Source organism: Anoxybacteroides rupiense (assembly GCF_014196195.1).
Lineage (GTDB): Bacteria > Bacillota > Bacilli > Bacillales > Anoxybacillaceae > Anoxybacteroides > Anoxybacteroides rupiense.
The window spans coordinates 610,926-635,148 of sequence record NZ_JACIDF010000001.1 but is presented as its reverse complement, the minus strand read 5'-3'; the positions used below and the strand labels follow the sequence as shown (position 1 = coordinate 635,148).

Below are 24,223 nucleotides of genomic sequence, written 5' to 3'. Positions count from 1 at the left end.
GAACAACCACAATCGTCTGATATCAATGCTCCATCTATAAATTCGTGGTATGATATGGATACAGCTTGATGTGCCAATATTTCCTATTTCGATGAGCAGGTATGACGGTTGTTCGGTTCTTGGCAGCTGGGGCGTGACGGAGACAAGTCCGCGGCTTGTCTCCGACCGTCGAAAACATGCCATTTGGCTTTTGCATGAGCCATCTGCTCGATCTTCTCGTTGGATCTTGATCCTTCACAGATAGATCCAGTGCCAAAATCATTGATCGCCTATATAGCATGCTAGTCGTTAGCAAGAGGATTGCCGGCTATGGCAGAAAAGCCAAGAATTAAGATATGTCTTTAGCGAACGATGCGTTTGCTGCCTGTGAAAAAATGAAGCTAGAGGTGAAGGTTTTTCGTTCGTTCATCTACATGCCTATGTTTTGATACATTGACGTCGAAGGAAGGGGGAGAGTGATGATCCGAACTTGTGCGATTACTAAAGACTTTGAAGTAGTCTATGATGTACCACTGCCATTTTTAAAAAAACCTTCCGTTTCATGGTATTGGGTCGATTTCCACGAACCGACAGATGAAGAGGCAAAATTGTTGGCCGATTTTTTTCATTTTCATCCATTAGCGATTGAGGACTGTTTGGAATTTATTCAACGACCGAAGCTGGATTTTTATGATCAGTATTTGTTTATGGTTGTGCACTCTATTAATCAAGAAACATTGGAAGCGGAAGAAGTGGATTTATTTATCGGACAAAACTTTCTCGTTTCGTTTCATAAACAATCCGTATGGGGAATAAATCAAGTATGGGAAAGGCTGCAAACAGAAGAGCATTTTCAAGCAGGACCATTTCACGTGATGTATCATGTTTTAGATAAGCTTGTAGACGATTATTTTCCGCCGATGTATCGAATGGAAGATATGTTAAATGATCTTGATGAAAATACAAACGATCATACCATTCAGGAAATCCTCGAAAAAGTATTTGATATTCGCGGTGATTTATCCAAACTAAGAAGAACCATTGTCCCGATGCGTGATTTGCTTTATCGGATTATTAACTCTGATCGGCTACAGCGAATGAAGGAACAGCATATTTATTTTCATGATATTTATGATCATTTATTAAAATTGGTGGAAATGATTGAGGCGAATCGCGATATTACTTCTGATATTCGCGATAGTTATTTGTCATTGAACTCCAATCGGATGAATACAATTATGATGACATTAACGGTGATTACGACGATTTTTATGCCGTTGACGTTCATTGCCGGTGTGTATGGGATGAATTTTGACAATATGCCTGAATTGCATTGGAAATACGGGTATTTTGCTGTGCTAGGAATAATGGCACTCATTGCGGTAGCCATGTTTTTCTTGTTTAAGAAAAAAGGATGGTTTCGTTTTCATAAAGGAAATCGGTAAAACGGGAGAGACAACGAATGAAGCGAATTGCAGTCATTGGACAATCAGGGGATATTCCTGACAGCGTACGAAAAATTGCGGAGCAGGTAGGCGAAGAAATTGCGAAAAGAAAGGCGGTCCTATTAACCGGCGGAGGAAGCGGAGTCATGGAAGCAGCTTCTAAAGGAGCAAAGCAGGCAGGGGGATTAGTGATTGGCATTTTAGCCGGAGATCGCACAGATGTCGCTAATGATTATTTAGATGTACCGATTACAACAGGGCTTCATTTTGATTTTCGCAGCATGGTGCTCGTTCATTCATCGGATGCCCTTATTATGATCCGCGGCGGCAATGGGACGCTTGGGGAGCTGTCAGCGGCATATATGAATCAAAAACCGGTGGTTATTATTGAAACGACAGGCGGATGGGCGACAAAAATAAAAGAGGTGGCCTATGAAGGAGGGTATTTGGATGAGCGGCGCACGGTGGAGATTGCGTTTTGCAGTTCAGCAGAAGCTGCAGTGGATCTGGCTTTTAACCGCATTTCCGAGCCGCTTGATAGGGAAAGAAATACAGGGAGAATTGGCGATTAAAAAGAGAGGGTGTCCAACGAATAGTTTGGGCACCCTCTTTTTATTTCCGTTGGAAGAGGAGTAGCTCCTATGACTAATGAAAACAAAATGATAGCACGTGGCATCATGTTTGTTTATCCACCCACCATATTCTATATACATTAATCGAAGTCTTTGTACTTGCAACAAAAAAAGGACTATATAATCGGACAGCATCATACGATAAAGTGATGGGATCTTTGACAAAGAGGAGGGGATAGGATGGACCGTCTTGATCCGTATGGCATGTTTTCTGCCTATGTACCGGGATTTACTGAAATGTTAATCGATTATCATGACAGGGAAAATAGTGAAAGAAACCAAGAAATGGAGAATATATGGCGCATGATTCGTCCGAAGCTGCAGCCACTATATGCGAAGCTGCAACAATATTATGTTCCGCGCAATATATCACGCTATATGTTTCGTGTCATTGTCCAAACAGCGTTAGATCATAAGGAACATGTGGAAGGAACAATGGATCAAAAGATTGAGCAGCTGTTTCAGCTAACTAGAAGAAACTCCCCTTGGTTGTTTACTGTGTTGCAGGCGTATCGCGTTCCGGAAAATGAAATCGAGCAAATTGTAAGATCCGTCATTCGTTTGGTGCTAGAGAATATCGGATATAGGCCGGAACAGGATTGGAGCGCGTGGGAAAGTTTAGGAGGAACATTAACATCAGGACCGGCTGTGGCGTCTTGGGGACGAGATCGGCTGGATGTATTCGCAAGAGGTGAAAGGCATCAATTGCTCCATAAATGGTGGGACGGTGTGCGTTGGAGCGATTGGGAAAATCTCTCCGGTACATTAACTTCCTCTCCAGCTGCTGTCTCATGGGGGGAAAATCGCATTGATGTATTTGGTCGCGGGCCAGAACGGCAGCTTTTGCATAAATGGTGGGACGGTGTACGCTGGAGTGAATGGGAAGACTTAGGAGGAGTGTTAAGCTCAACTCCTGCGGTGGCATCATGGGAAGCCAATCGGCTGGATGTGTTTGTGCGCGGTGAGGATCGTCATCTGTATCATAAATGGTGGGACGGTGTGCGTTGGAGTGAATGGGAAAACTTGGGCGGCATTATTACATCCGCTCCCGGAGCTGTTTCATGGGGAAAGCAAAGAATTGATGTATTTGCGAGAGGAGCAGAGCGGCAACTTTTGCATAAATGGTGGGACGGCGTGCGCTGGAGTCATTGGGAAGATCTGAAAGGTATTCTTACTTCGAGCCCAGCAGCGGCATCTAGAGGAAAAAACCGCTTAGATATCTTTGCGCGCGGTGGGAATCATGAACTTCTTTATAAATATTGGGATGGCGCGCATTGGAGCGAATTTCTTCATCTTGATGGAAGGCGTATTACATCTGAACCCGCTGCTATTTCATGGGGAGGAAATCGTCTCGATGTTTTTGCGCGTGGAGAGCGTAACGAATTGCTTCACCGTTGGAAAAGATGACGAAAAAACACGCTGGCTATGATTACCTAGCCAAGCGTGTTTTTATTTTTGTAAAACTCATTCAAGAAATGAAAAGAGTATGATACAATGATGGGCGATGTATCGATGAACGGGGGAAATCAAGAATGATTTTCATGATTAAGCCTCTCATTGTCAATATTACGATTTTGCTCTCATTAACATTTAATGCGAATTTATTTTTCCCTTTTCGGGACCGTCTGACTTTAACGATGCGGCAGCAAGCCATTTATGGGCTATTTGCTGCGTTTGCTGCCATGCTGTGTATGTTTTATCCAATTGAGACCCTAGGGGAGACACATTTTGATTTTCGGATGATCGTCATTTTAATTGTGACGCTATATATTGGCTGGCCGGCCGGAGGCATATGCACATTGATTGTGGTGATTACGCGTCTGATTATTGGCGGCTCTTTTGCCGGAATCGGAGTGCTTGTTTCCGTTCTTTCGTTTATCACTGCTTGGTTATTTCGGCCTTTTTATTGGAAAGCAAAAAATAAATTATGGCATGCATTAATGATTGTGATGCTGTATTTTCTTTTTTATTTTACGATCATTGTTCAAACGGTTTCATTTTTGAATTGGGAATTTTATAGTACGTATTTTGCCATGTTTTTGGCGACTTACCTGTTGATTATTGTTTTAATTGAACGCTTAATTGTGTATAATCGCCAATTTGATGAGATGGTATATATGGATAAGCTGACGATGGTCAGTGAAATGGCGGCATCCTTTGCTCATGAAATTCGCAATCCGATTACGACGGTCCGCGGGTTTGTGCAATTGCTGCAAAAGGATGCTGGAAATTCACAATTAGAGCAATTTGCTCCCCTTATTCTAGAGGAGCTAGATCGGGCAAATAAAATCATTACGGATTATTTAAAATTGGCAAAGCCGGCTGATTTTCGCTTGCAGCCGATTGATTTAAGTGAAGTGCTGCGTGACTGTGTGGACTTGCTTCGCCCGTTAGGAGCGTTTGCCAATGTGTCTATCGAATGGGAGAATATTGAAAAATGTTACGTCTGGGGAGACGAGCAATATTTAAAGCAATCATTTTTAAATATTATCAAAAATGCGATTGAAGCAATTGATAATGGCAGCGGAAGTGTCTTTATTACGACACAATCTCTTATGCAGCAAAAGACTGTCAAAGTAGTGATTGAAGATAACGGAAAAGGAATGACAGAGGAGGAGTTAAAAAAGATTGGTCTTCCCTATTACACAACGAAGTCAAAAGGAACGGGGTTAGGGAGCATGATTTCCAATCGCTTAATCCGTGAAATGGGAGGAACCGTTCATTATATGAGCCATCCTGGAAAAGGAACGCGCGTAGAGATTACATTGCCTTTAATGAAATAAGACAAACCGTCTCAGTCATATGATAATATAAAGCAGCTATACGGAGCTCATGATGTTTTTCGGCGGTCAGGTAGCTACACGATGAATGGCTTCATAGATTCATGAATGGGTCTGACAGCGGGAGTATTTGGACCTTTGCTATACGAATGCGTGACCAATGCCAGTCTGCAAATATACCTTTGAGCGTCGATTTTCCAGATCTTCGTTCCATCGTTGCATTTTTCGTATAGAAAAAAGTGCAGAGAGAAAGGAATGAGAGAAATTATGGCGAGAACGGTTTGGGGAGTTGATTCCGCGGCAACAGTGACAGATCAATCGTTTTATTGCGTGAAAAATGAGCTTGGCTATCCAAAATTTTGGGGGCGTTACTTAGTAGAGGTGCCGAATGTCTCTGATGGATTAACAGCTCAAGAAATAGCTCGGCTACATAGCTATGGTATAAAAATATTGCCGATCTACAACGCTTTTCGCCAAGCAACAGGATATGCCAACGGACAAGTCGTTGCACGCAATGCAGTATTTCATGCGCGTCGGCTTGGGATTCCAAAAAATAAAATGTTGTTTGCCAATATTGAAGATTTTTTTGCTGTTGATGAGGCATGGATTCGCGCTTGGGTGGAAACGCTTCAGCCTACTGGCTATCGTCCTGGATTTTATGCAGATCCATCCAAAGGGGATTTCTCTGCAGCTTATTGCGAAGCAGTACAAAAAAATAACCAAGTGGCTGTTCAATCCGTTATTTGGAGTTCAGCACCGAGACCCGGAACGACATCCGAGCAAAAAGCTCCGAAATATTCTCCGGCTTCGCCAAATTGTAAAGCGAATGTATGGGCCTGGCAATACGGACGTGATGCCGAAGCATGCCCTGTCGACACCAACCTAGCTGACCGCCGATTGCTTGATTTTTTATATTAGAAAAGCTGCCGATAAGAAGGCAGCTTTATTTTTTAGAGAGGAATTTATAAAGAAAAAGGTTTCTTATTTGCTTAGGAAAAAATATAATAAAATTAGGACATTATACGAGGAAGGACGTTATCGAAGATGAATGAAAAACGGGAGATTTTGTTAGAAAGCGGAACCAATGAATTGGAGATTGTCGAATTTTTAATCGGTACAAACCAATTTGCTATTAATGTGATGAAGGTAAGAGAAATTTTAAATCCTGTCCCCATTACAAAAGTTCCCCATTCTCATCCTAATATAGAAGGAATTATCGAATTGCGGGGAGAGGTGCTTCCCGTTATTGATATGGCCAAGGCACTCGGCTTTCCTCCATCGGAAACGCCTCAGCAAGATAAATTTATTGTTGCTGAGTTTAATCAGCAAAAAGTGGTATTCCATGTACATAATGTTACTCGGATTCATCGAATTTCTTGGAGGCAAATCGAAAAGCCTTCCCAAATGTATCAAGGACTTGATGGTCAGGTAATCGGGGTTGTTAAGCTTGAAGGCAAAATGATTTTATTGCTTGATTTTGAAAAAATGGTGGTGGATATTAACCCGGAAACAGGGATTAACGTACAGCAAGTGAAAAAACTCGGAAAACGGGAACGCTCGAATAAAAAAATCGTGGTTGCCGAGGATTCCCCGCTTTTGCGTAAACTGTTGCATGACACGCTTGCTGAAGCAGGTTATGTGCTTGTTGAATTTTTCGAGGATGGAGAAGCAGCCCTTCATTATTTACAAGCAATTGTGAAAGAAGGGAAAGACATTGAGCAGGAAGTGCAGCTTGTGATTACTGATATTGAAATGCCGCAAATGGATGGACATCATTTGACGAAAAGAATCCGCGAGGATGAAAAACTAAGCAAGCTTCCTGTTATCATTTTCTCGTCGCTTATTACCGATGATTTGCGTCATAAGGGCGAAAAAGTTGGAGCGACGGCGCAAGTCAGCAAACCAGAAGTGGGCGAGCTTGTGAAAGTAATCGATAAATATATTTTATAATCCGTGGTGACAGATAAAACCGATTCATTTGCTGTCCTTGTCCTGGATAGAATGGCGGTTTTGAGAGCCTCCTGTTACCGTTGGACAGTCTCTGCAAAAGGCTGTCCATTTTTTTATGTAAATGCTATTTTTAGGTATGAAAAGCCTTAATGGTTCACGATGATCGGAAACAAGGGGCTTCTCGTCTAAAAGCAGGATGAATTTCATATAAAGATACAAACGAGAGAGGATTCCTCTTTTGCAAGGAACAACTGACAGGTCGATAAAGTGCTGAGGCCTTCATTAGAATAAGGGATAAAAGCAGGGGATTGATGAAAAATAAAAAAGAAAGGGACAAAAAAGATGGCTGTAAGAGAAACGGTTGAATGATAAAGTGTATTTGCTTGTTCATGAACCGAAATGACAGAAAAGAATAAGAATAGAAAAACGAGCGCCGGTTGCCGAAGGCGAGTAAACCCGACAACCGGCGCGAGCAAAAGCGCGTCTCGTTTTGCTTATTCTGAAATGACCAGATTTCAAAGAGAGCGGCTCCATTCCATCCTTAACGTTCACCGAGCCGTTTAAATACCGGCTTTTGGTATGTTCTTGGCGAAGGTTTGTTAGCTGGTGTTTCACTGATGCCGGCATATGACTGTAACAATGCTTTGGCTTGCGACAGCGGCATTTTTGCGACAGGATTGCGATAAACGCCATTTAAGGCCCCTAAGTGCGGAAGAGTTGCGAAGTCTTCTTTTGTCGGAGGAATATGAAAATAATAGTTGCCGACAGCGACAAGAACGTCAGATTGCTGTTGGCTGTTGCGCGGATTCGGCGAGAAATGAAGACCCACCTTTTTGGCTTTGCCCTCACTAATCAGCTTCTCAATCGTCTTTTTCTTTAACAGATATAAAAAAGATGGATTTAATGCTGTTTTCGCATGGCGATTAACAGTGAAAATCGCTTTCGCTAAGTTATCTATCGTTGGTTCTAAACTCTCCATGATTCGTCTCCTTTTCAATAGGCTTGTCTAGTACTTTTATTATACAGCATGAACATTTGTTTGCAACATATGATATGATTAATGAAAAATAAACGTAAGGATGAACAAGCATGAAAGAAAAGTACGGAATCATTGATATCGGATCAAATACGATTCGTTTAGTGATTTATGAACGGCAAAAAAGCGGTCGGTTGCGTGAAGTTGAAAATGTAAAAGTGGTGGCAAGACTTCGCAGCCATTTAACAGAAGACCAGATGTTGGCGGAATCGGGCGTGTCGCTTTTATTAAATACACTGCAAAGCTTTCAGGAAATTACCCGCTATCATCGTTTAGAACGCGTCAAATGTGTGGCTACCGCTACAATTCGCCAGGCGAAAAACCAACAAGAAATCGCTGAATGGATAGAAGCGAATACAGATTTTTGTATTCGGGTACTTACTGAAGAGGAGGAAGCCTATTACGGGTTTCTTGCCGTCGTTAATTCTACGCCCATTTCTGAAGCGATAACAATAGATATTGGCGGCGGTAGCACAGAAATCACTTATTATAAAGACAGGCAACTATATGAATTACACAGCTTTCCGTTCGGAGTTTTGTCATTAAAGCAAAAGTTTGTGGCGGGCAACGTTCCAACAGATGAGGAGTTAGAGCTTCTTGCCGAATATGTAGAAGAGCAATTTCACTCTTTGCCATGGCTGCTGCAAAGAAATGTTCCTATTGTTGCTATGGGGGGAAGTGCTCGAAATGTGGTACAAGTTCATCAACTTATGTGCCGATATCCGCTTGCTGGTGTTCATCAATACGAAATGAAACGAAAGCACCTGCTAGACGTTCGAAAGCTACTAACCTCACTTCCATTTGAAGACATTCAAAAATTAGAAGGTTTATCCAAGGATCGTGCGGATTTAATGATTCCTGCATTGGAGGTTTTTCGTGTACTGTATGATGTCGTAGAAGCTTCTTCGTTTGTGTTGAGCAGAAAAGGCTTGCGCGATGGCATTTTTTATGAAGAATTCACTCAACCGTTTGGGACTAGAGTATTTCCCAACGTTCTCCAAGAAAGCTTTTTCGAATTGGCACAGGATTATGATATTCGCTTAGACGATGTGGAATATGTGTCCCATCTTCTTTCGCAAATGGTGGAGCAAATTCGTTTGCTTCAATTATACCCGTTGACAGATGAAGATGTGCGGGATATGAAATGGGCTGCACGGGTGTTTTATTTAGGGCAGTATATTGATGAAGAATCAAGCAGTCAGCATACATTTTATTTATTGGCCAATCGAACCATTGATGGATTGATGCATAAGGACCGCGTAAAGCTTGCCCTTATGGCTTCTTACAAAAATAAACCGTTATTTAAACAGTATATCGCTCCGTTTAGCAGTTGGTTTACGAAAGAAGAACAAAAGCGCATTCGCTTTCTTGGTGCTCTTTTAAAATTTGCTTATAGCCTAAACGATACGAAGCGAAAGATTGTTCAGCAAATTAGATGGTCTGAGCAGAGCGACACCATTATCATGAACATCATTTGTAGCGGAGATTTTCGAGCAGAGGAGTACCAGGCGGAAAAAAATAAAAAACATATCGAGAAAATACTCAAACGCCCGATTGAATTGCATTTTCAGCAAAATGAATAAGGAAGGGAAGCACGATGGAGCTAAATAATCCAAATTATTATAATAATCGCGAATTAAGCTGGCTTGCTTTCAATAAACGTGTGTTGCAAGAAGCATTTGATGAGAGAAATCCATTGCTTGAACGATTAAAATTTTTAGCGATTTTCAGTTCGAATTTAGATGAATTTTTTATGGTGCGTGTAGCCGGCTTAAAAGATCAAGTAAAGGCAGGATTTAATAAACCTGAAAATAAAGCGGGGCTGACGCCGAAGCAGCAACTAAACAAAATTTCCGAAAAAGTATATGAGCTAGTAGCTGCTCAATATCGGTTTTATAATGAACAGCTTTTGCCCATGTTAAAAGCAGAGAAGATTTACTTGGCAGCTATAGATGAATGGACGGAAAAGCAGAGGGAGTTTTTGCAGGCGTATTTTACTGAACGGATTTTCCCTGTTTTAACTCCAATGGCCGTGGACGCGTACCGTCCGTTTCCGATGCTGCTGAACAAAAGCTTAAATTTAGCAGTTGTGCTTGATGCTGAAGAAGAGGAGGAAAGACGAAAATTAACGATTGTTCAGGTCCCCTCTGTGTTAAATCGCTTCATCCGTCTCCCATCGGAATCTGACCGCTTTGTATATGTGTTGCTCGAGGATGTCATTACGGCTCATATTCAAACGTTATTTACTGGATATGATGTGATTTCAGTGACTCCATTTCGCATTACGCGCAATGCCGATTTGACGATCCATGAAGAAGGTGCGCGCGATTTATTAAAAGAAATTGAAAAAGAGCTAAAAAAACGAAAATGGGGAGCTGCTGTTCGTCTGGAAATAAGAAAGGACGGGTTTGATCCATTTATTTTAAATTATTTATTAGAGGAATTAGAAATTGGTCATGATGACCTATATGAAATCGACGGACCGCTTGATTTGACCTTCTTTTACCGCTTTTATCAAGAACTATCTTTATATAAAGAGCATTTGGTATATGAGGCGCTTATTCCGCAGCCCCCAAGAGATTTGGATTCTGGGGAGGACATTTTTGAAAAAGCGGCAGAACAGGATATTTTGCTTCATCATCCTTATGAATCATTTGAACCCGTCATCGATTTTGTATCGGAGGCGGCAGATGATCCGCAGGTGCTCGCCATCAAGCAAACATTGTATCGCGTCAGCGGTGATTCTCCCATTATCGAAGCTTTGAAGCGGGCAGCGGAAAATGGCAAGCAAGTAACGGTTCTTGTTGAGTTGAAAGCTCGTTTTGATGAAGAGAATAATGTGCAATGGGCCAAAGAACTGGAGAAATCAGGATGTCATGTCATTTATGGCATTACGCATTTAAAAACACATAGTAAGATCACCCTGATTGTCAGGCAGCGAAATGGGAAAATCGAGCGCTTTATTCATTTAGGTACAGGAAATTATAATGATGCGACAGCCAAACTGTATACCGATTTAGGTCTCATAACATCCAACCGTGAATTTGGCGAGGATGCTACGAATTTTTTCAACTATTTAAGCGGATATATGGAAAAACCTCATTTTCACTATCTATCCGTTGCTCCATTCGATATTCGCCGCCAATTTATTCACCTCATTGATGAGGAGATTCGCCTGCATCGTCAACACGGAAATGGACGTATTATTGCAAAGATGAATGCGCTGACAGATAAAGAGCTGATTACGAAACTGTATGAAGCTTCGCAAGCAGGGGTGAATATTGATTTAATTGTTCGCGGAATTTGCTGCCTTCGCCCGGGCATCCCGGGAGTTAGTGATCGCGTTCGCGTCCGCAGTATTGTTGGTCGGTTTCTTGAACATAGCCGAATTTACTATTTCCAGCATAATGGAGCGGAGAAAGTGTTTCTATCATCAGCTGATATGATGACGCGTAACATGGATAAACGAGTGGAAATTTTATTTCCGATTTTAGCTGATCATTTAAAATCAAGAATTGTGGACATTTTGTCTATCTTGCTTGCGGATAATGTGAAAGCTAGGGAACAGGATAGGTATGGTGAGTATCATTATGTGAAAAAAGCGAAGGGGGAACGGGAAATTGACAGTCAATTGTGGCTATTTAATTTAGCCTATCGCGTCAAAGAAGATGAAGAATAGAAAGAGGAAGGTGGATAAACCCGTGATACTAGTTGAGGATGATGAGGCAACGATGGTCCATACTGCTTGAATTCTCAACCTTAAATCAGTGCATCAACCATCCGACGCCGACGATGGTTGATGCTTTAATGTAAAGATTGTTAATTCAGGAGGAGTTAAAAAGCGCAATGGCATTCGAGTTGTGCCTAGGCCTCGATTGACATAAAGCCTCATTTTCCCCACCTCATAAAATCCTTCATAATACTGAATGGCCAGTGGAGGTGTGATCAGAGGACCGATGAAAGGAAGCTGGATCTGGCCGCCGTGACTATGCCCTGATAACTGCAGATGGACAGGGTAATGCGCCGCTTGAATGGCTCCATCTGGTTCATGCAATAATAAAATGGTATAGGTAGATGGAGGAATTTGTTGAAAGGTTTGTTCAAAATGCGGGCGGCCAAGCATTAAATCGTCCATGCCCGCAATCGCGATTTTGCTTTTATCGACGAGCTGGATGATCGCATGTTCGTTCACAAGCATATGAAATCCGGCCTGATTCATGATATTTCGGTATAGATTCGTTCCATAACCTCCATGATCGTGGTTTCCATAAATGGAGAACTTCCCAAACGGAGCACGAATTCTGGAAAGGATAGGAATAATTTGATGAGCATGAGGATATTGATGAGGAGCATCGATCAAATCCCCAGTAAAAACAACCAAATCGGGCTTGATATCGTTGATTTGGCTAACAAGCTGGTTCAGCCGCTCGAGTGAATAATAATCTCCGAGATGTGTGTCGCTAAATTGTACAATCGTCATACCATCGAAGCTCTTGGGGATTAATGGATGAGTAATTGAATGTTTACTGATGGTCAGCCGGCTTGGCTCGATAAAACGAGCGTAGTAATACCCGAAGGAAGCGATAAACATGCCTCCGAGCAGGGAGCCAATACTTTTTTTGAGAAATGTTCTTCTGTTCATTTGTGGCGTGGTTTTCATGAATTATCTACGTCCTTTCCCCATTATTTATATTATAAATGGAGAATCAAAAACAGAAAAGTAATAGATCAAGCTCAGCTTTTCATTGGTTGTCTCTTGCAGGTAAAAATATCGGTTTTTCGTCGTGGAAACAGCCGATTTGTCTTTCCGTTTGTTTTATTTTCAAGAAGTATGGATATAGACCGATAAAAATGTTAGAAAATTATGTATATTTATAGTAAAATAAAAATGAATGAATAATCAGTCAGTAATTTAAGGGGGAGAAAATGTGCAGGGAAAAGTGATTATTGTAACAGGTGCATCCAGCGGAATGGGAAAATATATGGCCAAGCGGTTTGTGGCAGAGGGAGCTCGTGTTGTGATCACAGGAAGGAGATTAGAGGCGTTAGAAGAGGTGAAAAAGGAAATTGAGACAGCGGAAGGAATGGTGCTGCCGATTCAAATGGATGTGCGTGAACCTGAACTCGTCGCCGAAATGGTTCAGCGCACGGATGCGGAATTTGGGCAAATTGACGCATTAATTAATAATGCAGCAGGAAATTTTATTTGTCCAGCTGAAAAGCTATCAATTAATGGATGGAATAGCGTGATCAACATTGTGCTGAACGGAACATTTTATTGCAGTCGAGAAATAGGGAATTATTGGATCAATAAAAAAGCAAAAGGCACCATTATTAACATGGTTGCTACATATGCGTGGAATGCCGGTGCTGGCGTTATCCATTCGGCGTGCGCGAAAGCTGGCGTGTTAGCGATGACGCGCACACTTGCTGTAGAATGGGGCAGAAAATATGGGATTCGTGTGAATGCGATCGCTCCTGGTCCGATTGAACGAACAGGAGGAGCGGAAAAGCTTTGGGAATCCGAGGAAGCAGCGAAGCGAACATTGGCAAGTGTGCCGCTTGGCCGGCTTGGAACACCTGAAGAAATTGCTGGACTTGCTGCTTTTTTGCTTTCAGATGAAGCCGCTTACATCAATGGGGAATGCATTACAATAGATGGGGGGCAATGGCTAAACCAATATCCGTTTTAATTGATAAAAGAAGGCGGTTTCAATTATAGGAAACCGCTCTTTTTTTTAAGGCTATCCATGAACGAATAAACTGCTGCTTGTTTACTTGATGTGCTTTTTTTCCCCAGAGAGGATCGTTGATATAAACAAAATCTGAATCAAAACCGACAAGAACAACCGCATGCAAATCGAGCGGTGTACGAATCGTTTGCCCACCGTGTTTCCAGCTTTCCCAACGATCTGGAAGGCGATAATCTCCTGTTGTCCAAACAACAACGGGATGGCCATTGGAAACGTACCTAAGCAGCTCAGTGAAAGGTTGTCCAGTTAAATTAATGGCACGTTCTGGCAGATATTTTTCCATCAGCTCTACAATCGGTTCATCAAACACGGCATAACCGCTCGATTTTCCAGTCATATCTCCAACAAATCCGTCTGCCGGATTTCCCCATGAAATGATGTTTCCATGTCGATCTCTTATTTTCGGATCTAAATCCTTTTTTATTTGTTTGGCTAAGGTCAGTTTATTTACTTGGACTCCTGCATATTGCAGCACCATGGCTAAGCTTGTTACTTCACATCCATATTTCAACTCAGGAACTTGCTTAATTAATGGTACATGCAGAATCACTTTTTCGGGATTTTGTACCGCTTTCGGCTCATAACGGAAATGAGGGTTTTCTGCCTCTTTTGCCAAATGGGACGGAGGTGCTGCTTTTTTCTCTTCATTTGAGCAGCCAAGCAGCATAAAAAACGCTATTCCCATATAAAGATAGTTCATGTTCATCACCTAATCCAATCGAAATTCACTTTGAAGCAGTATATGATCTGAAACAGATATGAAGCTGAAACGAATGACAGACCTTATCATGAGAGCCTATATATTGGTATTGAACACATCCATTCGTTTGTTGTCTTTATGCTGTGTAATATGAATGAACGATATGTGTGAAAACTTATGGTTGGAAGGTAAGTCATCGACCTCCTTCGATCAAGCTAAACCGTGCCGTCGAAATCGGCTCATTCCTTTTTGGCATGGGAGGCACATGTTGAGACATCAAGTTGTATTTATATAGTTACAAACAAACTTTTCTGCCTCTTCCCTTAAACAGGAACGCCAGCGAGCAAAGGGATTGGCCCGTAAAAGCGTTCACTGTTCGACGAGCGCATGCCTTAAAGCATGTTCGGACTTATAGTATGGCAACGATTTTTTTCTTTATGAGGTAGGGGAATCGTGTGGTATAATATGCAAAATGACGAGTGCAAAAAGAGGTGAGCAGCATGGATGCGTTAGATATTGTAACTAATTTGCAACGCGTCATCCCGTATTACCAAGCGATCTTTAGCGCTGATGAGCATCGCGTCATCGGCTATGAAGTACTAGGCAGATATCGCTCTGAGGATGGAATTGTAAGCTTAGGCCCTTTTTTTCATGACGAAGCCATTCCGGAGGAATTTCGCTTAGAAGTCGATGAAGTCGTAACAAGAAAGGCGCTTGACCATTTTTTATTGAATGATGACCATTCGCTGCTTATTTTTCTTAATCAAGATGCTAATTTATTGATGATGGATCGGGCAGAGTCATTTTTATCTTTATTGTTTCAATATAAAGAGAAGGGCTTGTCCTTAGATCGTATTGTGCTGGAAATTAACGAGCCGTTTTTTAAAGGAGACTTTAATCAGCTTAGTCATTTATTAACCTATATTCGTACATACGGGATTCGCGTGGCTCTCGATCATATTGGGGAACACAGCAGCAATCTTGAGCGCATTAGCCTGTTGGCGCCAGATATATTAAAAATGGATTTGCATGAACTGCGAAAAATCTCGAGCAGCTACTCCTATCAGGATGTGCTTTATTCGATTTCTTTGCTTGCTCGCAAAATGGGGGCTACTCTTTTGTATGAGGATATTGAAACCTCTTTTCAGCTGCAATATGCTTGGCAAAATGGCGGCCGTTATTATCAAGGGTATTATTTGGCTGAACCGCAGTCTGCGTTGCTACCGGCTGATTTTCTAAAAGACCGTTTGCGTCAAGAGTGCCACGGATTTATTCAGCTGGAAAAGAAAAAACTGCAAATACTATACAATATTTCCGAACAGTTTCAACAGAGAGTCACAGCGCTGCTTTCCAAGTATAAAAAAACAGCAAGTTTTGATGAACTCATTTCGTCTCTAGCTGCTGAGCTGAGCGATGTATGCTTTCGCATCTATGTGTGTGACGAGGATGGATTTCAAAAATCAGCAAATATTTTCAAAAAGAGTCATGTTTGGGAACTGCAGCCGGAGTACTATATGAAGAATTGGAGTTGGCGTCCATATTTTTTAGAAAATATTGTGCGTATGCGTTCGCGTAAAAGGGGCATTTTATCAGACTTGTACGGAGATATCGAAACAGGAGAGACAATTCGTACGTACTCCTATCCGATTGATGAGTGCCACTACTTGTTCATTGATTTATCTTATAGCTATTTATTTGAGCACGATGCTCATTATTAGTATTGAATAAAATATAGGGGAAATGGGGGAAAGTAAGCACGAGGTGAAAATACGATGGCGCAAACTTCATTTATATTATCAATAATCGTATTACTTATCGCGATTATTGGATTTCTCTATACGTATTCACTTGGACGGCGCCAAAAATTGCAGGAACAATACGATGCGCCGGTGAATGAAAAAATACAAGAGCATCCGTATATTCGCAATCCTGTCCTGCTGGCATATGTGCTTGCTGGCTTGTTGGCTTTAGGCATGATTATTTATCTTGCTTTAAACAGAGGATAAACAAGCGGGGCGATCCATTAGAAGGGTTGCCCTTTTTGACGAGGGAGATTGACGAAAGAGGATACTTTACACGTTTTTTCTGATATAATCAATGGGGGAAACATGGGCATATGTTTATTTTTTTGAGAGCATCAGGCCTATACTATACATAAAGTGCCCTTTTCGTATAAAGGAGGAAGAGCTTATGTCTCAACTGCTAGGGATTATTCAACGGCTTATGCAGCTTCGTGACCAAGAGCCGAGTGGCAACGAGGCGCCGCAGCGAAATTTTGAAGTGAATGGAGAAAAAAAATGCAGTGTCACCTACCTAGCGAAAAACGATACATTTATGCTAGAGGTATATGAGAAAGGGAAGAAGCCAAATACTTACCAATTTGACAATATTGATATGATTGCGATCGAAATTTTTGAGTTATTAGATGAAAAAAAGTGAGGCGAAATCATGAAAAAAAAGCCGGTTGTTATTTGCCCTGTATGCCGAAGCCAAGCTTATTTAGAAGAGGTATTAACGGCACAATCCAATCAAAATGTGATTTATGCATGTCCTTCTTGTCAGTTTATGCTGCGCAACATTTATACAAGTAAAGGATAAAAGGTCTTCGAATAGCGAAGGCTTTTTATTTTTTTTTGGACTTTTTCATCGTATTTGTGAATATATACTAATGGATGTTGGCAAGGAGGATGAATCATGAGAAACGAATGGCTGGAAAGATTATCTTTAGATGAGCAGATGTTGCTGCTGGATGTGCTTTTTACTCAGCAGTATGCACTTGAAATTATTAGCTGCGAGCTCTCTGATATCGAAAGGGGCTACAAATATGTAGATGAAGCGCGTCATCAAAAATTAGTACAGCTGTATCATCGAATTCATGAAGAACTATCGCTTTAAAAGCGATAGTTATTTTTTTATCCAACACCGCTGAGTATGTTAAACTGAAAAGGGAAGAAGTATATGCGAAAGGCGGAAATAGGCATGATCAGTTTTGATAGCAAAGAATTTACCGGCAAAACGATTGCACAATTTTTAATTCCTTCAGAAAAAGTGGCTCATGTTCAAGTTGGAAATTACTTGGATCACGCTTTGTTAGTTTTAACAAAAACTAGATACTCCGCAATTCCTGTACTTGATATATCTTATAAGCTGCATGGACTTATCAGTACAACGATGATTATGGATGCTATTTTAGGACTAGAGCGAATTGAGCTTGAACGATTGGAGCGAATGAAAGTTGAGGAAGTGATGAATAAAGATATTCCACGTTTATCTTTAAACGACAATGTGATTAAGGGAATCGGACTGATTGTCAATCATCCTTTCGTTTGTGTTGAAAACGAGCAAGGCTATTTTGAAGGGATTTTTACAAGACGCGAAGTATTAAAACGGTTGAACAAGCAGCTGAGGCGCTTCAATCATTATAATGGATGAGGCTTCAGCGTGCTTTACCCGATCATTTTAAAAACAAGCTGAATAATCAGCAGGAATGTGACGATATTTAAAATGAGTGACAAGTGTTCTTGTTTTAGCTTTTGGGCAAGTCTGACAGACACTTGTGCACCAATGACGGACCCTAGCGCTAAAAAAGGGGCGATATGCCAGTTCACATGGCCGGCGTACAAATACGTGGCAAAGGCGCCAAAGCAGCTGATAAACGTTTGGAATCGCGTAAAGGCGATCGCCGATAAATAGTCAAGTCCTGTTGACAAATAAGTATACATTAATAACGTGGCTTGACCTGGACCGAACATTCCGTCGTAGACGCTAATTCCATAAAGCGGCGCATATAATTTTTTCGAAAAAACGGCTGACCGCTGCTGCGTCATCTTTTTTCGAAAAAACTGTAGGCTGAGAGCAAATGTCAACAACGCAATGGCGATAGCCGTCATGGTTTTTTCAGGCAGGGATGAAGCAAGCAATCCGCCTGTAATCCCCCCTCCTAAGCTGATCGGAACGATAAAAGCGGTTTGCTTCCAGCCGATTTTTCCTTCGCCAAGAAGTACAAAAAAGCTTGAAAATGAACTGATCATATTGGAAAATTTAGCGGCGGCGATCGCTTGATGGACAGGTACGCCTGTTAAAAGCAGGACAGGCATGCCAATTAAGCCACCACCGCCGGCCAGAGTTCCGACAAACGATGTTAATGCCCCGATGACGATAAATAAGGCATAGTCCATATGCAACCGTCCTCTCCTTGGTTTAGAATTTTCTACTATCATCATATACAATTTAATGGTATAAGGAAATTTCATAAAAATAAACAAGAATGATAAGCAAAACTTATCAGAAAGAGGCAATGGGTGCATGACTGAATATGAATGGCTTGTGATTTTAGCTGAGGAGCTGAACATGCGCAAAGCAGCGGCAAGATTATATGTAAGCCCATCAGCTCTTTCTCAACGTTTGCAGACGCTTGAAAATGACTGGAATACAAAAATTTTCGTTCGAACACCTCGCGGGCTGATTTTGACACCGGCTGGAGAGAGAATTGTCCAGCTGGCCAAAGAAATCGTGCAAGCGACTGAGCAAGTAAAAGAGGAAATCGAGCAAATGGATGGACGGGCGAGCGGGACGTTAAGGTTAGCAGTCGTTTCTATTGCTGCCCAGCACTGGCTTCCATCCATCTTAAAACGGTTTACCGAGCGATATCCGAACGTCAAAATTGCGTTAGTTACAGGATGGACAAGCAATATTATGGAATGGATGTATCAAAACGATTTTCATATCGGGATCGTGCGCGGTGTTCCCCATTGGAACGGCATCAAGCATTTTTTGTTTGCTGATCGGCTGTATTTAATCGATCAAAAAATTAACGGTCTTGAGCAGCTGCCCAAAACCGATCGACCGTTTATTCAGTTTAAAAGCGATTCCACCTATTTTCTCCATATTCAACAATGGTGGCATGAACAATTTGAAACACCGCCTGAACGGACAATGGTTGTTGATCAAATTGAGACGTGCAAACAGTTGGCTTATCATGGGATCGGTTATGCGATTTTGCCGGAAATAGCGCTTCATGATTTAGACGATTCTATGAACAAAATTCCGCTAAAGGATCGAACGGGGCGATTGATGGAGAGAGGTACGTGGCTTATCGGTGCAGATACCGCGTGGCAGCTTCCGCAAGTACAAGCGTTTTATCAAGTGGTCCGAGAGCTGATGGACTGAATTGGTGCTTGTCAGCGCAGGCTTTGTTTTGCTAAAGTAAAGGAATAAGAGAATAAAAGGAGGATGCTGACATGAAAATGATGGATGCAAATGAAATTATTGCGTTTATTCAAAATAGTAAAAAAGCGACGCCAGTCAAAGTATACATAAAAGGAAATCTTGAAGGATTAGATTTTGGAACCGGCTCAAAAGCGTTTATAACGGGAAATGCTGGAGTCGTGTTTGGTGAATGGCAGGAAATTCAAGCGGTGATGGAAGCGAATAAAGACCGCATTGAAGATTATGTTGTGGAAAATGACCGCCGCAACTCTGCTATTCCATTGCTTGATTTAAAAGGAATTAAAGCTCGCATTGAACCGGGTGCGATTATTCGCGATCAGGTTGAGATCGGCGATAATGCGGTCATTATGATGGGGGCTGTTATTAACATTGGCGCAGTTGTTGGCGAAGGAACGATGATTGATATGAATGCAGTGCTTGGTGGTCGGGCAACGGTAGGTAAGAATTGCCATGTTGGTGCTGGAGCGGTATTGGCAGGAGTGATTGAACCGCCTTCAGCGAAGCCGGTCATTGTAGAGGATGACGTAGTGATTGGCGCGAATGCCGTTATTTTAGAAGGGGTAACGGTTGGAAAAGGCGCAGTTGTTGCAGCCGGCGCGGTGGTAATCGATGATGTGCCTCCTTATTCTGTTGTGGCAGGGGTACCAGCTCGTGTGATTAAACAAATTGATGAAAAAACAAAAGCCAAAACAGAAATTAAGCAAGAATTGCGCCAACTATAAAAGTGGTGTTGTTCCGTTTTCAAAGGCTATCTATCAATATACCCGTTAAGGCGAAACAGCCAAGCGAAGCGTGGAGATGCTCCACGCTTTTTTACGAGGAGGAGAAAAGCATGGTAAGCCCATTTGTATCGATTCGCCGTGATTTGCATAAAATTCCTGAATTGGGGTTTCAAGAGTTTAAAACTCAGCAATATTTATTAAATTATATTGCGTCATTGCCGCAGGAAAGGTTGGAAATTCAAACATGGAAAACAGGTATTTTTGTAAAAATCAATGGCCTTCAGCCGACAAAAACGATTGCCTACCGCGCGGATATTGACGGACTTCCCATTCATGAAGAAACAGAACTTCCTTATCGTTCTCAACATGAAGGAAAAATGCACGCTTGCGGACATGATTTTCATATGAGTATTGCTTTGGGTGTATTAACCCATTTTGTGCATCATCCCATTCGTGATGATTTATTATTTATTTTTCAGCCAGCCGAAGAAGGTCCAGGCGGTGCGTTGCCGATGCTTCAAAGCGAGCCCATGCAGCAGTGGCGGCCAGATATGATTATCGCACTGCATATAGCACCGGAATATCCTGTTGGTACGATTGCTATAAAAGAAGGATTGCTATTTGCCAATACATCAGAACTGTTCATTGATTTAAAAGGAAAAGGTGGACATGCGGCATTTCCTCATCTAGCAAATGATATGGTCGTCGCCGCCTGCGCTCTTGTTACACAACTTCAATCAATTGTAGCGCGCAACGTTGACCCACTTGACAGCGCTGTTATCACCATCGGGAAAATTTCGGGAGGAACGGTGCAAAACGTAATTGCTGAGAATGCGCGTTTAGAAGGAACGATTCGCACACTATCAGCAGAATCTATGAAAAAAGTGAAAGAGAGAATTGAATCTCTTGTTAAAGGAATGGAAATCGCCTATCAATGTGAAGCATCGATTGATTATGGCTCCATGTACTACCAAGTATATAATAACGAAAAACTGACGAAAGAGTTCATGACATTTGTGCAGCAGCATTCTGATATTCACATGATAGAATGTCGAGAGGCCATGACAGGAGAAGACTTTGGCTATATGCTTGCCGAAATTCCAGGGTTTATGTTTTGGCTTGGTGTAGAATCAGAATACGGGCTGCATCATGCAAGGTTAAATCCGAACGAACTTGCGATTGATCAAGCCATTTCCTTGCTGGCATCTTATATTGGATGGAAAGGAAATAATTAGAATGGCATATTTTCCTCTCCGATAAGGCACATTATGTGAATGAGGAGGTGGATGAATGATGGCAAAGATTGGGGTAGAACCATCGTTAACAAATGTTCAACAAGCATTAAAAGAAAGAGGTCATGAAGTGATTGCACTTCAACAGGAAAGTGATGCAAAAGGATGCGATTGCTGCGTTGTGACTGGCCAGGATTCAAATGTGATGGGCATCCAAAATGCTGTATCCTCAGCTTCTGTTATTGAAGCGAGCGGTTTGACCGCAGACGAGGTTTGCCAAAAAGTCGAGGAGAAGTTACGCTAATCAAGCGTCTCGTAAATCAACAGCTTTTGAAAAAAGACTAGGCGCCTTCCTAGTCTTTTTCTGCTCTCAATCGTTTGCATGCAAGTGACATATAGATACCACTTGATGTGTCAGCATTTGTTTCCGAGTGACCTAGTGATCATTGATTCTGGCGCTTGGCCATGTTTTGGCGTGGTCGGGACAAATCGTTGACTTGTTCTCCAAACGACGAAAAGCGGGGCTTTGGAATGGGCTATAAGCCTAATCTTCTAATGGGATCTATGTATAAAGTCCACGATGCAAGCATGTCAATCGATTAGAAAACGATGATATGGATATAGAAAAAATAGTGAGCGAATTATAATCGCTAGAATAATGGCGATCAGTTTGATCAGCGCGCTATCTGTGTTTTGGCTCATAACATTTTCATGGAATCGTGAGTGTTTGGTCTGTTGTTAATGAATAGGGATGTTAAGAAGTCGCTCAACAGCTTTTCAGAATCGATTATTATATAATCTTTCATAACCATATAGCTTTTTGTATAATTTTTCCGCATATATGGTATACCATTGAGGAAATATATAATATTTTCTCAATCTAAAATGATGGAGGGATACATATGGCAGAGCGTATGGTAGGTAAGCAGGCTCCTCATTTTGAAATGAAAGCTGTTTTACCTAACGGAGATTTTGGCATGGTCAGCTTAGAAGAAAATATCAAAAATAATAAATGGACGGTTCTTTTCTTCTATCCATTAGATTTCACGTTCGTGTGTTCAACAGAAATCACCGCTATTTCTGAACGCTATGAAGAATTTGAAGATTTAGATGCGGTTGTCATTGGTGCTTCTACAGACTCTGTATATTCTCATAAAGCATGGATAAATATGTCGCGCACAGAAAATGGCCTTGGAAAGATTAAGTATTCATTAGCAGCGGATACAAATCATCAAGTATCCCGTGACTATGGCGTACTTATTGAGGAGGAAGGAGTCGCGCTTTGCGGTTTATTCGTTATTGATCCAGAGGGAGAGCTAAAATACGCAGTCGCACATCATAACGATATCGGTCGTAATGTGGATGAAGTATTGCGCGTTCTGCAAGCGCTGCAAACAGGCCAGCTTTGCCCGGCAAACCCGAGGCAAAAAACGCTGGAGGTATAATCGAAGAAGGTCTAACAACATCATGTTAGACCTTCGTTTACGAGGAGGGATATGATGAAATTACGTGAGACAATGCCTACATTGAACGGAGCAACAGCTTATGTAAATGGCACTGTTACAAACGAGGATTTGATCGGAAAAAAACCGACGCTTATTCATTTCTGGTCCGTAAGCTGCCATGTTTGCAAGGAAGCGATGCCGCAAGTCAATGAATTTCGCAATCGCTATAAGGATGTATTAAATGTGGTGGCTGTACATATGCACGCTCGGAAAGAGATTTAGATATTGATCTAGTCAGAAGAACGGCAGAAGAACATGGCATGACACAGCCGATTTTAGTAGACAATGAACACCATATTACGGATGCATTTGAAAACCAATACGTTCCTGCTTACTATGTATTCGATGCAGAAGGAAAACTGCGCCATTTTCAAGCGGGTGGAAGCGGAATGAAGATGCTGGAAAAACGCGTCAATCGAGTGCTGGAGGAAAAGCAAAAAGCAGAATAAAGCTCCAAAAGGAACGATACCGCTCGTTCCTTTTTGATTTGCATTTTTTGTCATAACGTATTACATTAACAAGAGAAGATCATGTTGCGATGTGAAATTGGAGGAATACATGTGAAAAAAAAGCAGTTTGCTGTAATTGGATTAGGTCGATTTGGCGGCAGTATTTGCCGTACATTAAGTGAACAAGGGATGGAAGTGCTTGCGATTGATATTGATGAGGATCGCGTCAATGAATATGCCTCCATTGCTTCACATGCTGTGGTAGGAGATTCAACTGATGAGGCCGTGCTGAAAAGCTTAGGCATTCGCAATTTTGACCATGTGATTGTTGCGATCGGCGACAATATCCAGGCAAGCATTTTAACGACGTTAATTTTAAAAGAGCTTGGGGTGCAAAATATTACCGTAAAAGCTACCAACGACTATCATGAAAAAGTATTGAAAAAAATCGGAGCCGACCAAATTGTTCATCCAGAGCGCGATATGGGAGAAAGAATTGCACACAGCATTATTTCGAATAATGTTCTTGATTATTTAGAGCTTTCTGATGTTCATAGCATTGTTGAAATTGCAGCAAGCCATCGCCTTGAGGGCCATTCATTACTGGAGTTGGATATTCGGGCGCGTTATGGGATCAATATTGTTGCGATTAAGCGAGGCAATGAAGTTATTGTTTCTCCGTTGGCCTCTGAAATGATTCGAAAAGGGGACATATTGGTTGTCATCGGCGCCGACGAAGATATTGACCGCTTTGAAGCAAAAGTGGTGAGCGGCTAAAAGCATAGGAGGAAACGAACCGCTGCTGTTTTGT

At 41.7% G+C, this 24,223-nt stretch carries 25 protein-coding genes and 1 pseudogene; 22 read left to right on the top strand and 4 right to left on the bottom strand.

Annotated features, from left to right (window positions below):
• Positions 1–458 precede the first annotated feature (458 nt).
• From corA to GGQ95_RS02985, 6 genes are all read left to right on the top strand, one after another.
• A complete protein-coding gene (corA, locus tag GGQ95_RS03010) occupies positions 459–1,424 on the top strand; it encodes a magnesium/cobalt transporter CorA (RefSeq protein WP_044746674.1) in 966 nt (321 codons plus the stop codon).
• A 17-nt stretch (positions 1,425–1,441) separates the two neighbouring features.
• A complete protein-coding gene (locus GGQ95_RS03005) occupies positions 1,442–1,996 on the top strand; it encodes a TIGR00725 family protein (RefSeq protein WP_066147012.1) in 555 nt (184 codons plus the stop codon).
• A 240-nt stretch (positions 1,997–2,236) separates the two neighbouring features.
• Positions 2,237–3,463 carry a PLL family lectin gene (locus GGQ95_RS03000; RefSeq protein ID WP_066147014.1) on the top strand — a complete coding sequence of 409 codons (1,227 nt, stop codon included), beginning with the start codon at positions 2,237–2,239 and terminating at the stop codon, positions 3,461–3,463.
• A 125-nt stretch (positions 3,464–3,588) separates the two neighbouring features.
• Positions 3,589–4,839: an ATP-binding protein gene (locus GGQ95_RS02995; protein ID WP_066147017.1), complete on the top strand. Its 1,251-nt coding sequence runs from the start codon at positions 3,589–3,591 to the stop codon at positions 4,837–4,839.
• Positions 4,840–5,103: 264 nt separating this feature from the next.
• A complete protein-coding gene (locus tag GGQ95_RS02990; RefSeq protein ID WP_044746670.1) occupies positions 5,104–5,754 on the top strand; it encodes a glycoside hydrolase domain-containing protein in 651 nt (216 codons plus the stop codon).
• A gap of 126 nt (positions 5,755–5,880) precedes the next feature.
• Entirely contained in the window at positions 5,881–6,786 is a 906-nt protein-coding gene (locus GGQ95_RS02985) for a chemotaxis protein (protein ID WP_044746669.1), read from the top strand.
• A gap of 541 nt (positions 6,787–7,327) precedes the next feature.
• On the opposite strand, the gene GGQ95_RS02980 is transcribed toward GGQ95_RS02985, so the two are convergent.
• Positions 7,328–7,765, bottom strand: a complete 438-nt coding sequence (locus GGQ95_RS02980; RefSeq protein WP_066147019.1) for a YkyB family protein — start codon at positions 7,763–7,765, stop codon at positions 7,328–7,330.
• 110 nt (positions 7,766–7,875) lie between these two features.
• Between GGQ95_RS02980 and GGQ95_RS02975 the strand changes: the two genes are divergently transcribed.
• Both GGQ95_RS02975 and GGQ95_RS02970 read left to right on the top strand, forming a co-directional pair.
• On the top strand, positions 7,876–9,405 hold the full coding sequence (locus tag GGQ95_RS02975; RefSeq protein ID WP_066147021.1) for a Ppx/GppA family phosphatase: 1,530 nt from the start codon (positions 7,876–7,878) through the stop codon (positions 9,403–9,405).
• Between the two features lie 14 nt (positions 9,406–9,419).
• Entirely contained in the window at positions 9,420–11,501 is a 2,082-nt protein-coding gene (locus GGQ95_RS02970) for an RNA degradosome polyphosphate kinase (RefSeq protein ID WP_066147023.1), read from the top strand.
• Positions 11,502–11,594: 93 nt separating this feature from the next.
• On the opposite strand, the gene GGQ95_RS02965 is transcribed toward GGQ95_RS02970, so the two are convergent.
• The gene (locus GGQ95_RS02965; RefSeq protein ID WP_066147025.1) at positions 11,595–12,482 is read right to left on the bottom strand and encodes a metallophosphoesterase; all 888 of its coding nucleotides are present in this window, start codon (positions 12,480–12,482) and stop codon (positions 11,595–11,597) included.
• Positions 12,483–12,750: 268 nt separating this feature from the next.
• Here GGQ95_RS02965 and fadH point away from each other — a divergent pair, with 268 nt between their 5' ends.
• Positions 12,751–13,515: a 2,4-dienoyl-CoA reductase gene (gene fadH / locus GGQ95_RS02960; protein ID WP_066147026.1), complete on the top strand. Its 765-nt coding sequence runs from the start codon at positions 12,751–12,753 to the stop codon at positions 13,513–13,515.
• A 19-nt stretch (positions 13,516–13,534) separates the two neighbouring features.
• On the opposite strand, the gene GGQ95_RS02955 is transcribed toward fadH, so the two are convergent.
• Positions 13,535–14,275, bottom strand: coding sequence for a C39 family peptidase (locus GGQ95_RS02955; RefSeq protein ID WP_183186305.1), 741 nt, complete (start codon positions 14,273–14,275; stop codon positions 13,535–13,537).
• A gap of 500 nt (positions 14,276–14,775) precedes the next feature.
• Here GGQ95_RS02955 and GGQ95_RS02950 point away from each other — a divergent pair, with 500 nt between their 5' ends.
• The 6 genes from GGQ95_RS02950 to cbpB all read left to right on the top strand — a co-directional run bounded on the left by GGQ95_RS02950 (position 14,776) and on the right by cbpB (position 17,707).
• Positions 14,776–15,993, top strand: coding sequence for an EAL domain-containing protein (locus tag GGQ95_RS02950; RefSeq protein ID WP_183186304.1), 1,218 nt, complete (start codon positions 14,776–14,778; stop codon positions 15,991–15,993).
• Positions 15,994–16,047: 54 nt separating this feature from the next.
• Positions 16,048–16,281, top strand: a complete 234-nt coding sequence (locus tag GGQ95_RS02945) for a hypothetical protein (RefSeq protein ID WP_066147033.1) — start codon at positions 16,048–16,050, stop codon at positions 16,279–16,281.
• A 184-nt stretch (positions 16,282–16,465) separates the two neighbouring features.
• On the top strand, positions 16,466–16,714 hold the full coding sequence (locus tag GGQ95_RS02940; protein WP_044746660.1) for a YkuJ family protein: 249 nt from the start codon (positions 16,466–16,468) through the stop codon (positions 16,712–16,714).
• 9 nt (positions 16,715–16,723) lie between these two features.
• On the top strand, positions 16,724–16,873 hold the full coding sequence (locus GGQ95_RS02935) for a hypothetical protein (protein ID WP_183186303.1): 150 nt from the start codon (positions 16,724–16,726) through the stop codon (positions 16,871–16,873).
• 96 nt (positions 16,874–16,969) lie between these two features.
• On the top strand, positions 16,970–17,170 hold the full coding sequence (abbA, locus tag GGQ95_RS02930; RefSeq protein WP_044746659.1) for an antirepressor AbbA: 201 nt from the start codon (positions 16,970–16,972) through the stop codon (positions 17,168–17,170).
• A gap of 84 nt (positions 17,171–17,254) precedes the next feature.
• Positions 17,255–17,707, top strand: coding sequence for a cyclic-di-AMP-binding protein CbpB (gene cbpB / locus GGQ95_RS02925; RefSeq protein WP_066147697.1), 453 nt, complete (start codon positions 17,255–17,257; stop codon positions 17,705–17,707).
• A gap of 14 nt (positions 17,708–17,721) precedes the next feature.
• On the opposite strand, the gene GGQ95_RS02920 is transcribed toward cbpB, so the two are convergent.
• The gene (locus GGQ95_RS02920; RefSeq protein ID WP_080860965.1) at positions 17,722–18,453 is read right to left on the bottom strand and encodes a sulfite exporter TauE/SafE family protein; all 732 of its coding nucleotides are present in this window, start codon (positions 18,451–18,453) and stop codon (positions 17,722–17,724) included.
• A gap of 127 nt (positions 18,454–18,580) precedes the next feature.
• Here GGQ95_RS02920 and ccpC point away from each other — a divergent pair, with 127 nt between their 5' ends.
• The 7 genes and pseudogenes from ccpC to GGQ95_RS02885 all read left to right on the top strand — a co-directional run bounded on the left by ccpC (position 18,581) and on the right by GGQ95_RS02885 (position 24,189).
• Entirely contained in the window at positions 18,581–19,444 is an 864-nt protein-coding gene (gene ccpC / locus GGQ95_RS02915; RefSeq protein ID WP_183186302.1) for a transcriptional regulator CcpC, read from the top strand.
• A 71-nt stretch (positions 19,445–19,515) separates the two neighbouring features.
• Positions 19,516–20,226, top strand: coding sequence for a 2,3,4,5-tetrahydropyridine-2,6-dicarboxylate N-acetyltransferase (dapD, locus tag GGQ95_RS02910; protein WP_044746656.1), 711 nt, complete (start codon positions 19,516–19,518; stop codon positions 20,224–20,226).
• Between the two features lie 110 nt (positions 20,227–20,336).
• A complete protein-coding gene (locus tag GGQ95_RS02905; protein WP_080860961.1) occupies positions 20,337–21,461 on the top strand; it encodes an N-acetyldiaminopimelate deacetylase in 1,125 nt (374 codons plus the stop codon).
• A 58-nt stretch (positions 21,462–21,519) separates the two neighbouring features.
• Complete coding sequence (locus GGQ95_RS02900) at positions 21,520–21,762, top strand: YkuS family protein (RefSeq protein WP_044746772.1); 243 nt, start codon at positions 21,520–21,522, stop codon at positions 21,760–21,762.
• A gap of 598 nt (positions 21,763–22,360) precedes the next feature.
• Positions 22,361–22,903 carry a peroxiredoxin gene (locus tag GGQ95_RS02895; RefSeq protein WP_183186301.1) on the top strand — a complete coding sequence of 181 codons (543 nt, stop codon included), beginning with the start codon at positions 22,361–22,363 and terminating at the stop codon, positions 22,901–22,903.
• Between the two features lie 54 nt (positions 22,904–22,957).
• Positions 22,958–23,412, top strand: a pseudogene (locus GGQ95_RS02890) (TlpA family protein disulfide reductase).
• Positions 23,413–23,523: 111 nt separating this feature from the next.
• Complete coding sequence (locus GGQ95_RS02885) at positions 23,524–24,189, top strand: potassium channel family protein (protein WP_236631808.1); 666 nt, start codon at positions 23,524–23,526, stop codon at positions 24,187–24,189.
• The last annotated feature ends 34 nt before the right edge of the window (positions 24,190–24,223 follow it).

What these genes read in the sequence shown, in the direction of transcription:
- GGQ95_RS02940 (WP_044746660.1), top strand. Translation starts at nt 16,466, where the DNA reads ATGTCTCAACTGCTAGGGATTATTCAACGGCTTATGCAGCTTCGTGAC.
- GGQ95_RS02990 (WP_044746670.1), top strand. Translation starts at nt 5,104, where the DNA reads ATGGCGAGAACGGTTTGGGGAGTTGATTCCGCGGCAACAGTGACAGAT.
- abbA (WP_044746659.1), top strand. Translation starts at nt 16,970, where the DNA reads ATGAGAAACGAATGGCTGGAAAGATTATCTTTAGATGAGCAGATGTTG.
- GGQ95_RS02965 (WP_066147025.1), bottom strand. Translation starts at nt 12,482, where the DNA reads ATGAAAACCACGCCACAAATGAACAGAAGAACATTTCTCAAAAAAAGT.
- GGQ95_RS02945 (WP_066147033.1), top strand. Translation starts at nt 16,048, where the DNA reads ATGGCGCAAACTTCATTTATATTATCAATAATCGTATTACTTATCGCG.
- GGQ95_RS03005 (WP_066147012.1), top strand. Translation starts at nt 1,442, where the DNA reads ATGAAGCGAATTGCAGTCATTGGACAATCAGGGGATATTCCTGACAGC.
- GGQ95_RS02900 (WP_044746772.1), top strand. Translation starts at nt 21,520, where the DNA reads ATGGCAAAGATTGGGGTAGAACCATCGTTAACAAATGTTCAACAAGCA.
- GGQ95_RS02985 (WP_044746669.1), top strand. Translation starts at nt 5,881, where the DNA reads ATGAATGAAAAACGGGAGATTTTGTTAGAAAGCGGAACCAATGAATTG.
- ccpC (WP_183186302.1), top strand. Translation starts at nt 18,581, where the DNA reads ATGACTGAATATGAATGGCTTGTGATTTTAGCTGAGGAGCTGAACATG.
- GGQ95_RS03000 (WP_066147014.1), top strand. Translation starts at nt 2,237, where the DNA reads ATGGACCGTCTTGATCCGTATGGCATGTTTTCTGCCTATGTACCGGGA.
- dapD (WP_044746656.1), top strand. Translation starts at nt 19,516, where the DNA reads ATGAAAATGATGGATGCAAATGAAATTATTGCGTTTATTCAAAATAGT.
- GGQ95_RS02970 (WP_066147023.1), top strand. Translation starts at nt 9,420, where the DNA reads ATGGAGCTAAATAATCCAAATTATTATAATAATCGCGAATTAAGCTGG.
- corA (WP_044746674.1), top strand. Translation starts at nt 459, where the DNA reads ATGATCCGAACTTGTGCGATTACTAAAGACTTTGAAGTAGTCTATGAT.
- GGQ95_RS02995 (WP_066147017.1), top strand. Translation starts at nt 3,589, where the DNA reads ATGATTTTCATGATTAAGCCTCTCATTGTCAATATTACGATTTTGCTC.
- cbpB (WP_066147697.1), top strand. Translation starts at nt 17,255, where the DNA reads ATGATCAGTTTTGATAGCAAAGAATTTACCGGCAAAACGATTGCACAA.
- GGQ95_RS02935 (WP_183186303.1), top strand. Translation starts at nt 16,724, where the DNA reads ATGAAAAAAAAGCCGGTTGTTATTTGCCCTGTATGCCGAAGCCAAGCT.
- GGQ95_RS02920 (WP_080860965.1), bottom strand. Translation starts at nt 18,453, where the DNA reads ATGGACTATGCCTTATTTATCGTCATCGGGGCATTAACATCGTTTGTC.
- GGQ95_RS02895 (WP_183186301.1), top strand. Translation starts at nt 22,361, where the DNA reads ATGGCAGAGCGTATGGTAGGTAAGCAGGCTCCTCATTTTGAAATGAAA.
- GGQ95_RS02905 (WP_080860961.1), top strand. Translation starts at nt 20,337, where the DNA reads ATGGTAAGCCCATTTGTATCGATTCGCCGTGATTTGCATAAAATTCCT.
- GGQ95_RS02975 (WP_066147021.1), top strand. Translation starts at nt 7,876, where the DNA reads ATGAAAGAAAAGTACGGAATCATTGATATCGGATCAAATACGATTCGT.
- GGQ95_RS02950 (WP_183186304.1), top strand. Translation starts at nt 14,776, where the DNA reads ATGGATGCGTTAGATATTGTAACTAATTTGCAACGCGTCATCCCGTAT.
- GGQ95_RS02955 (WP_183186305.1), bottom strand. Translation starts at nt 14,275, where the DNA reads ATGAACTATCTTTATATGGGAATAGCGTTTTTTATGCTGCTTGGCTGC.
- GGQ95_RS02980 (WP_066147019.1), bottom strand. Translation starts at nt 7,765, where the DNA reads ATGGAGAGTTTAGAACCAACGATAGATAACTTAGCGAAAGCGATTTTC.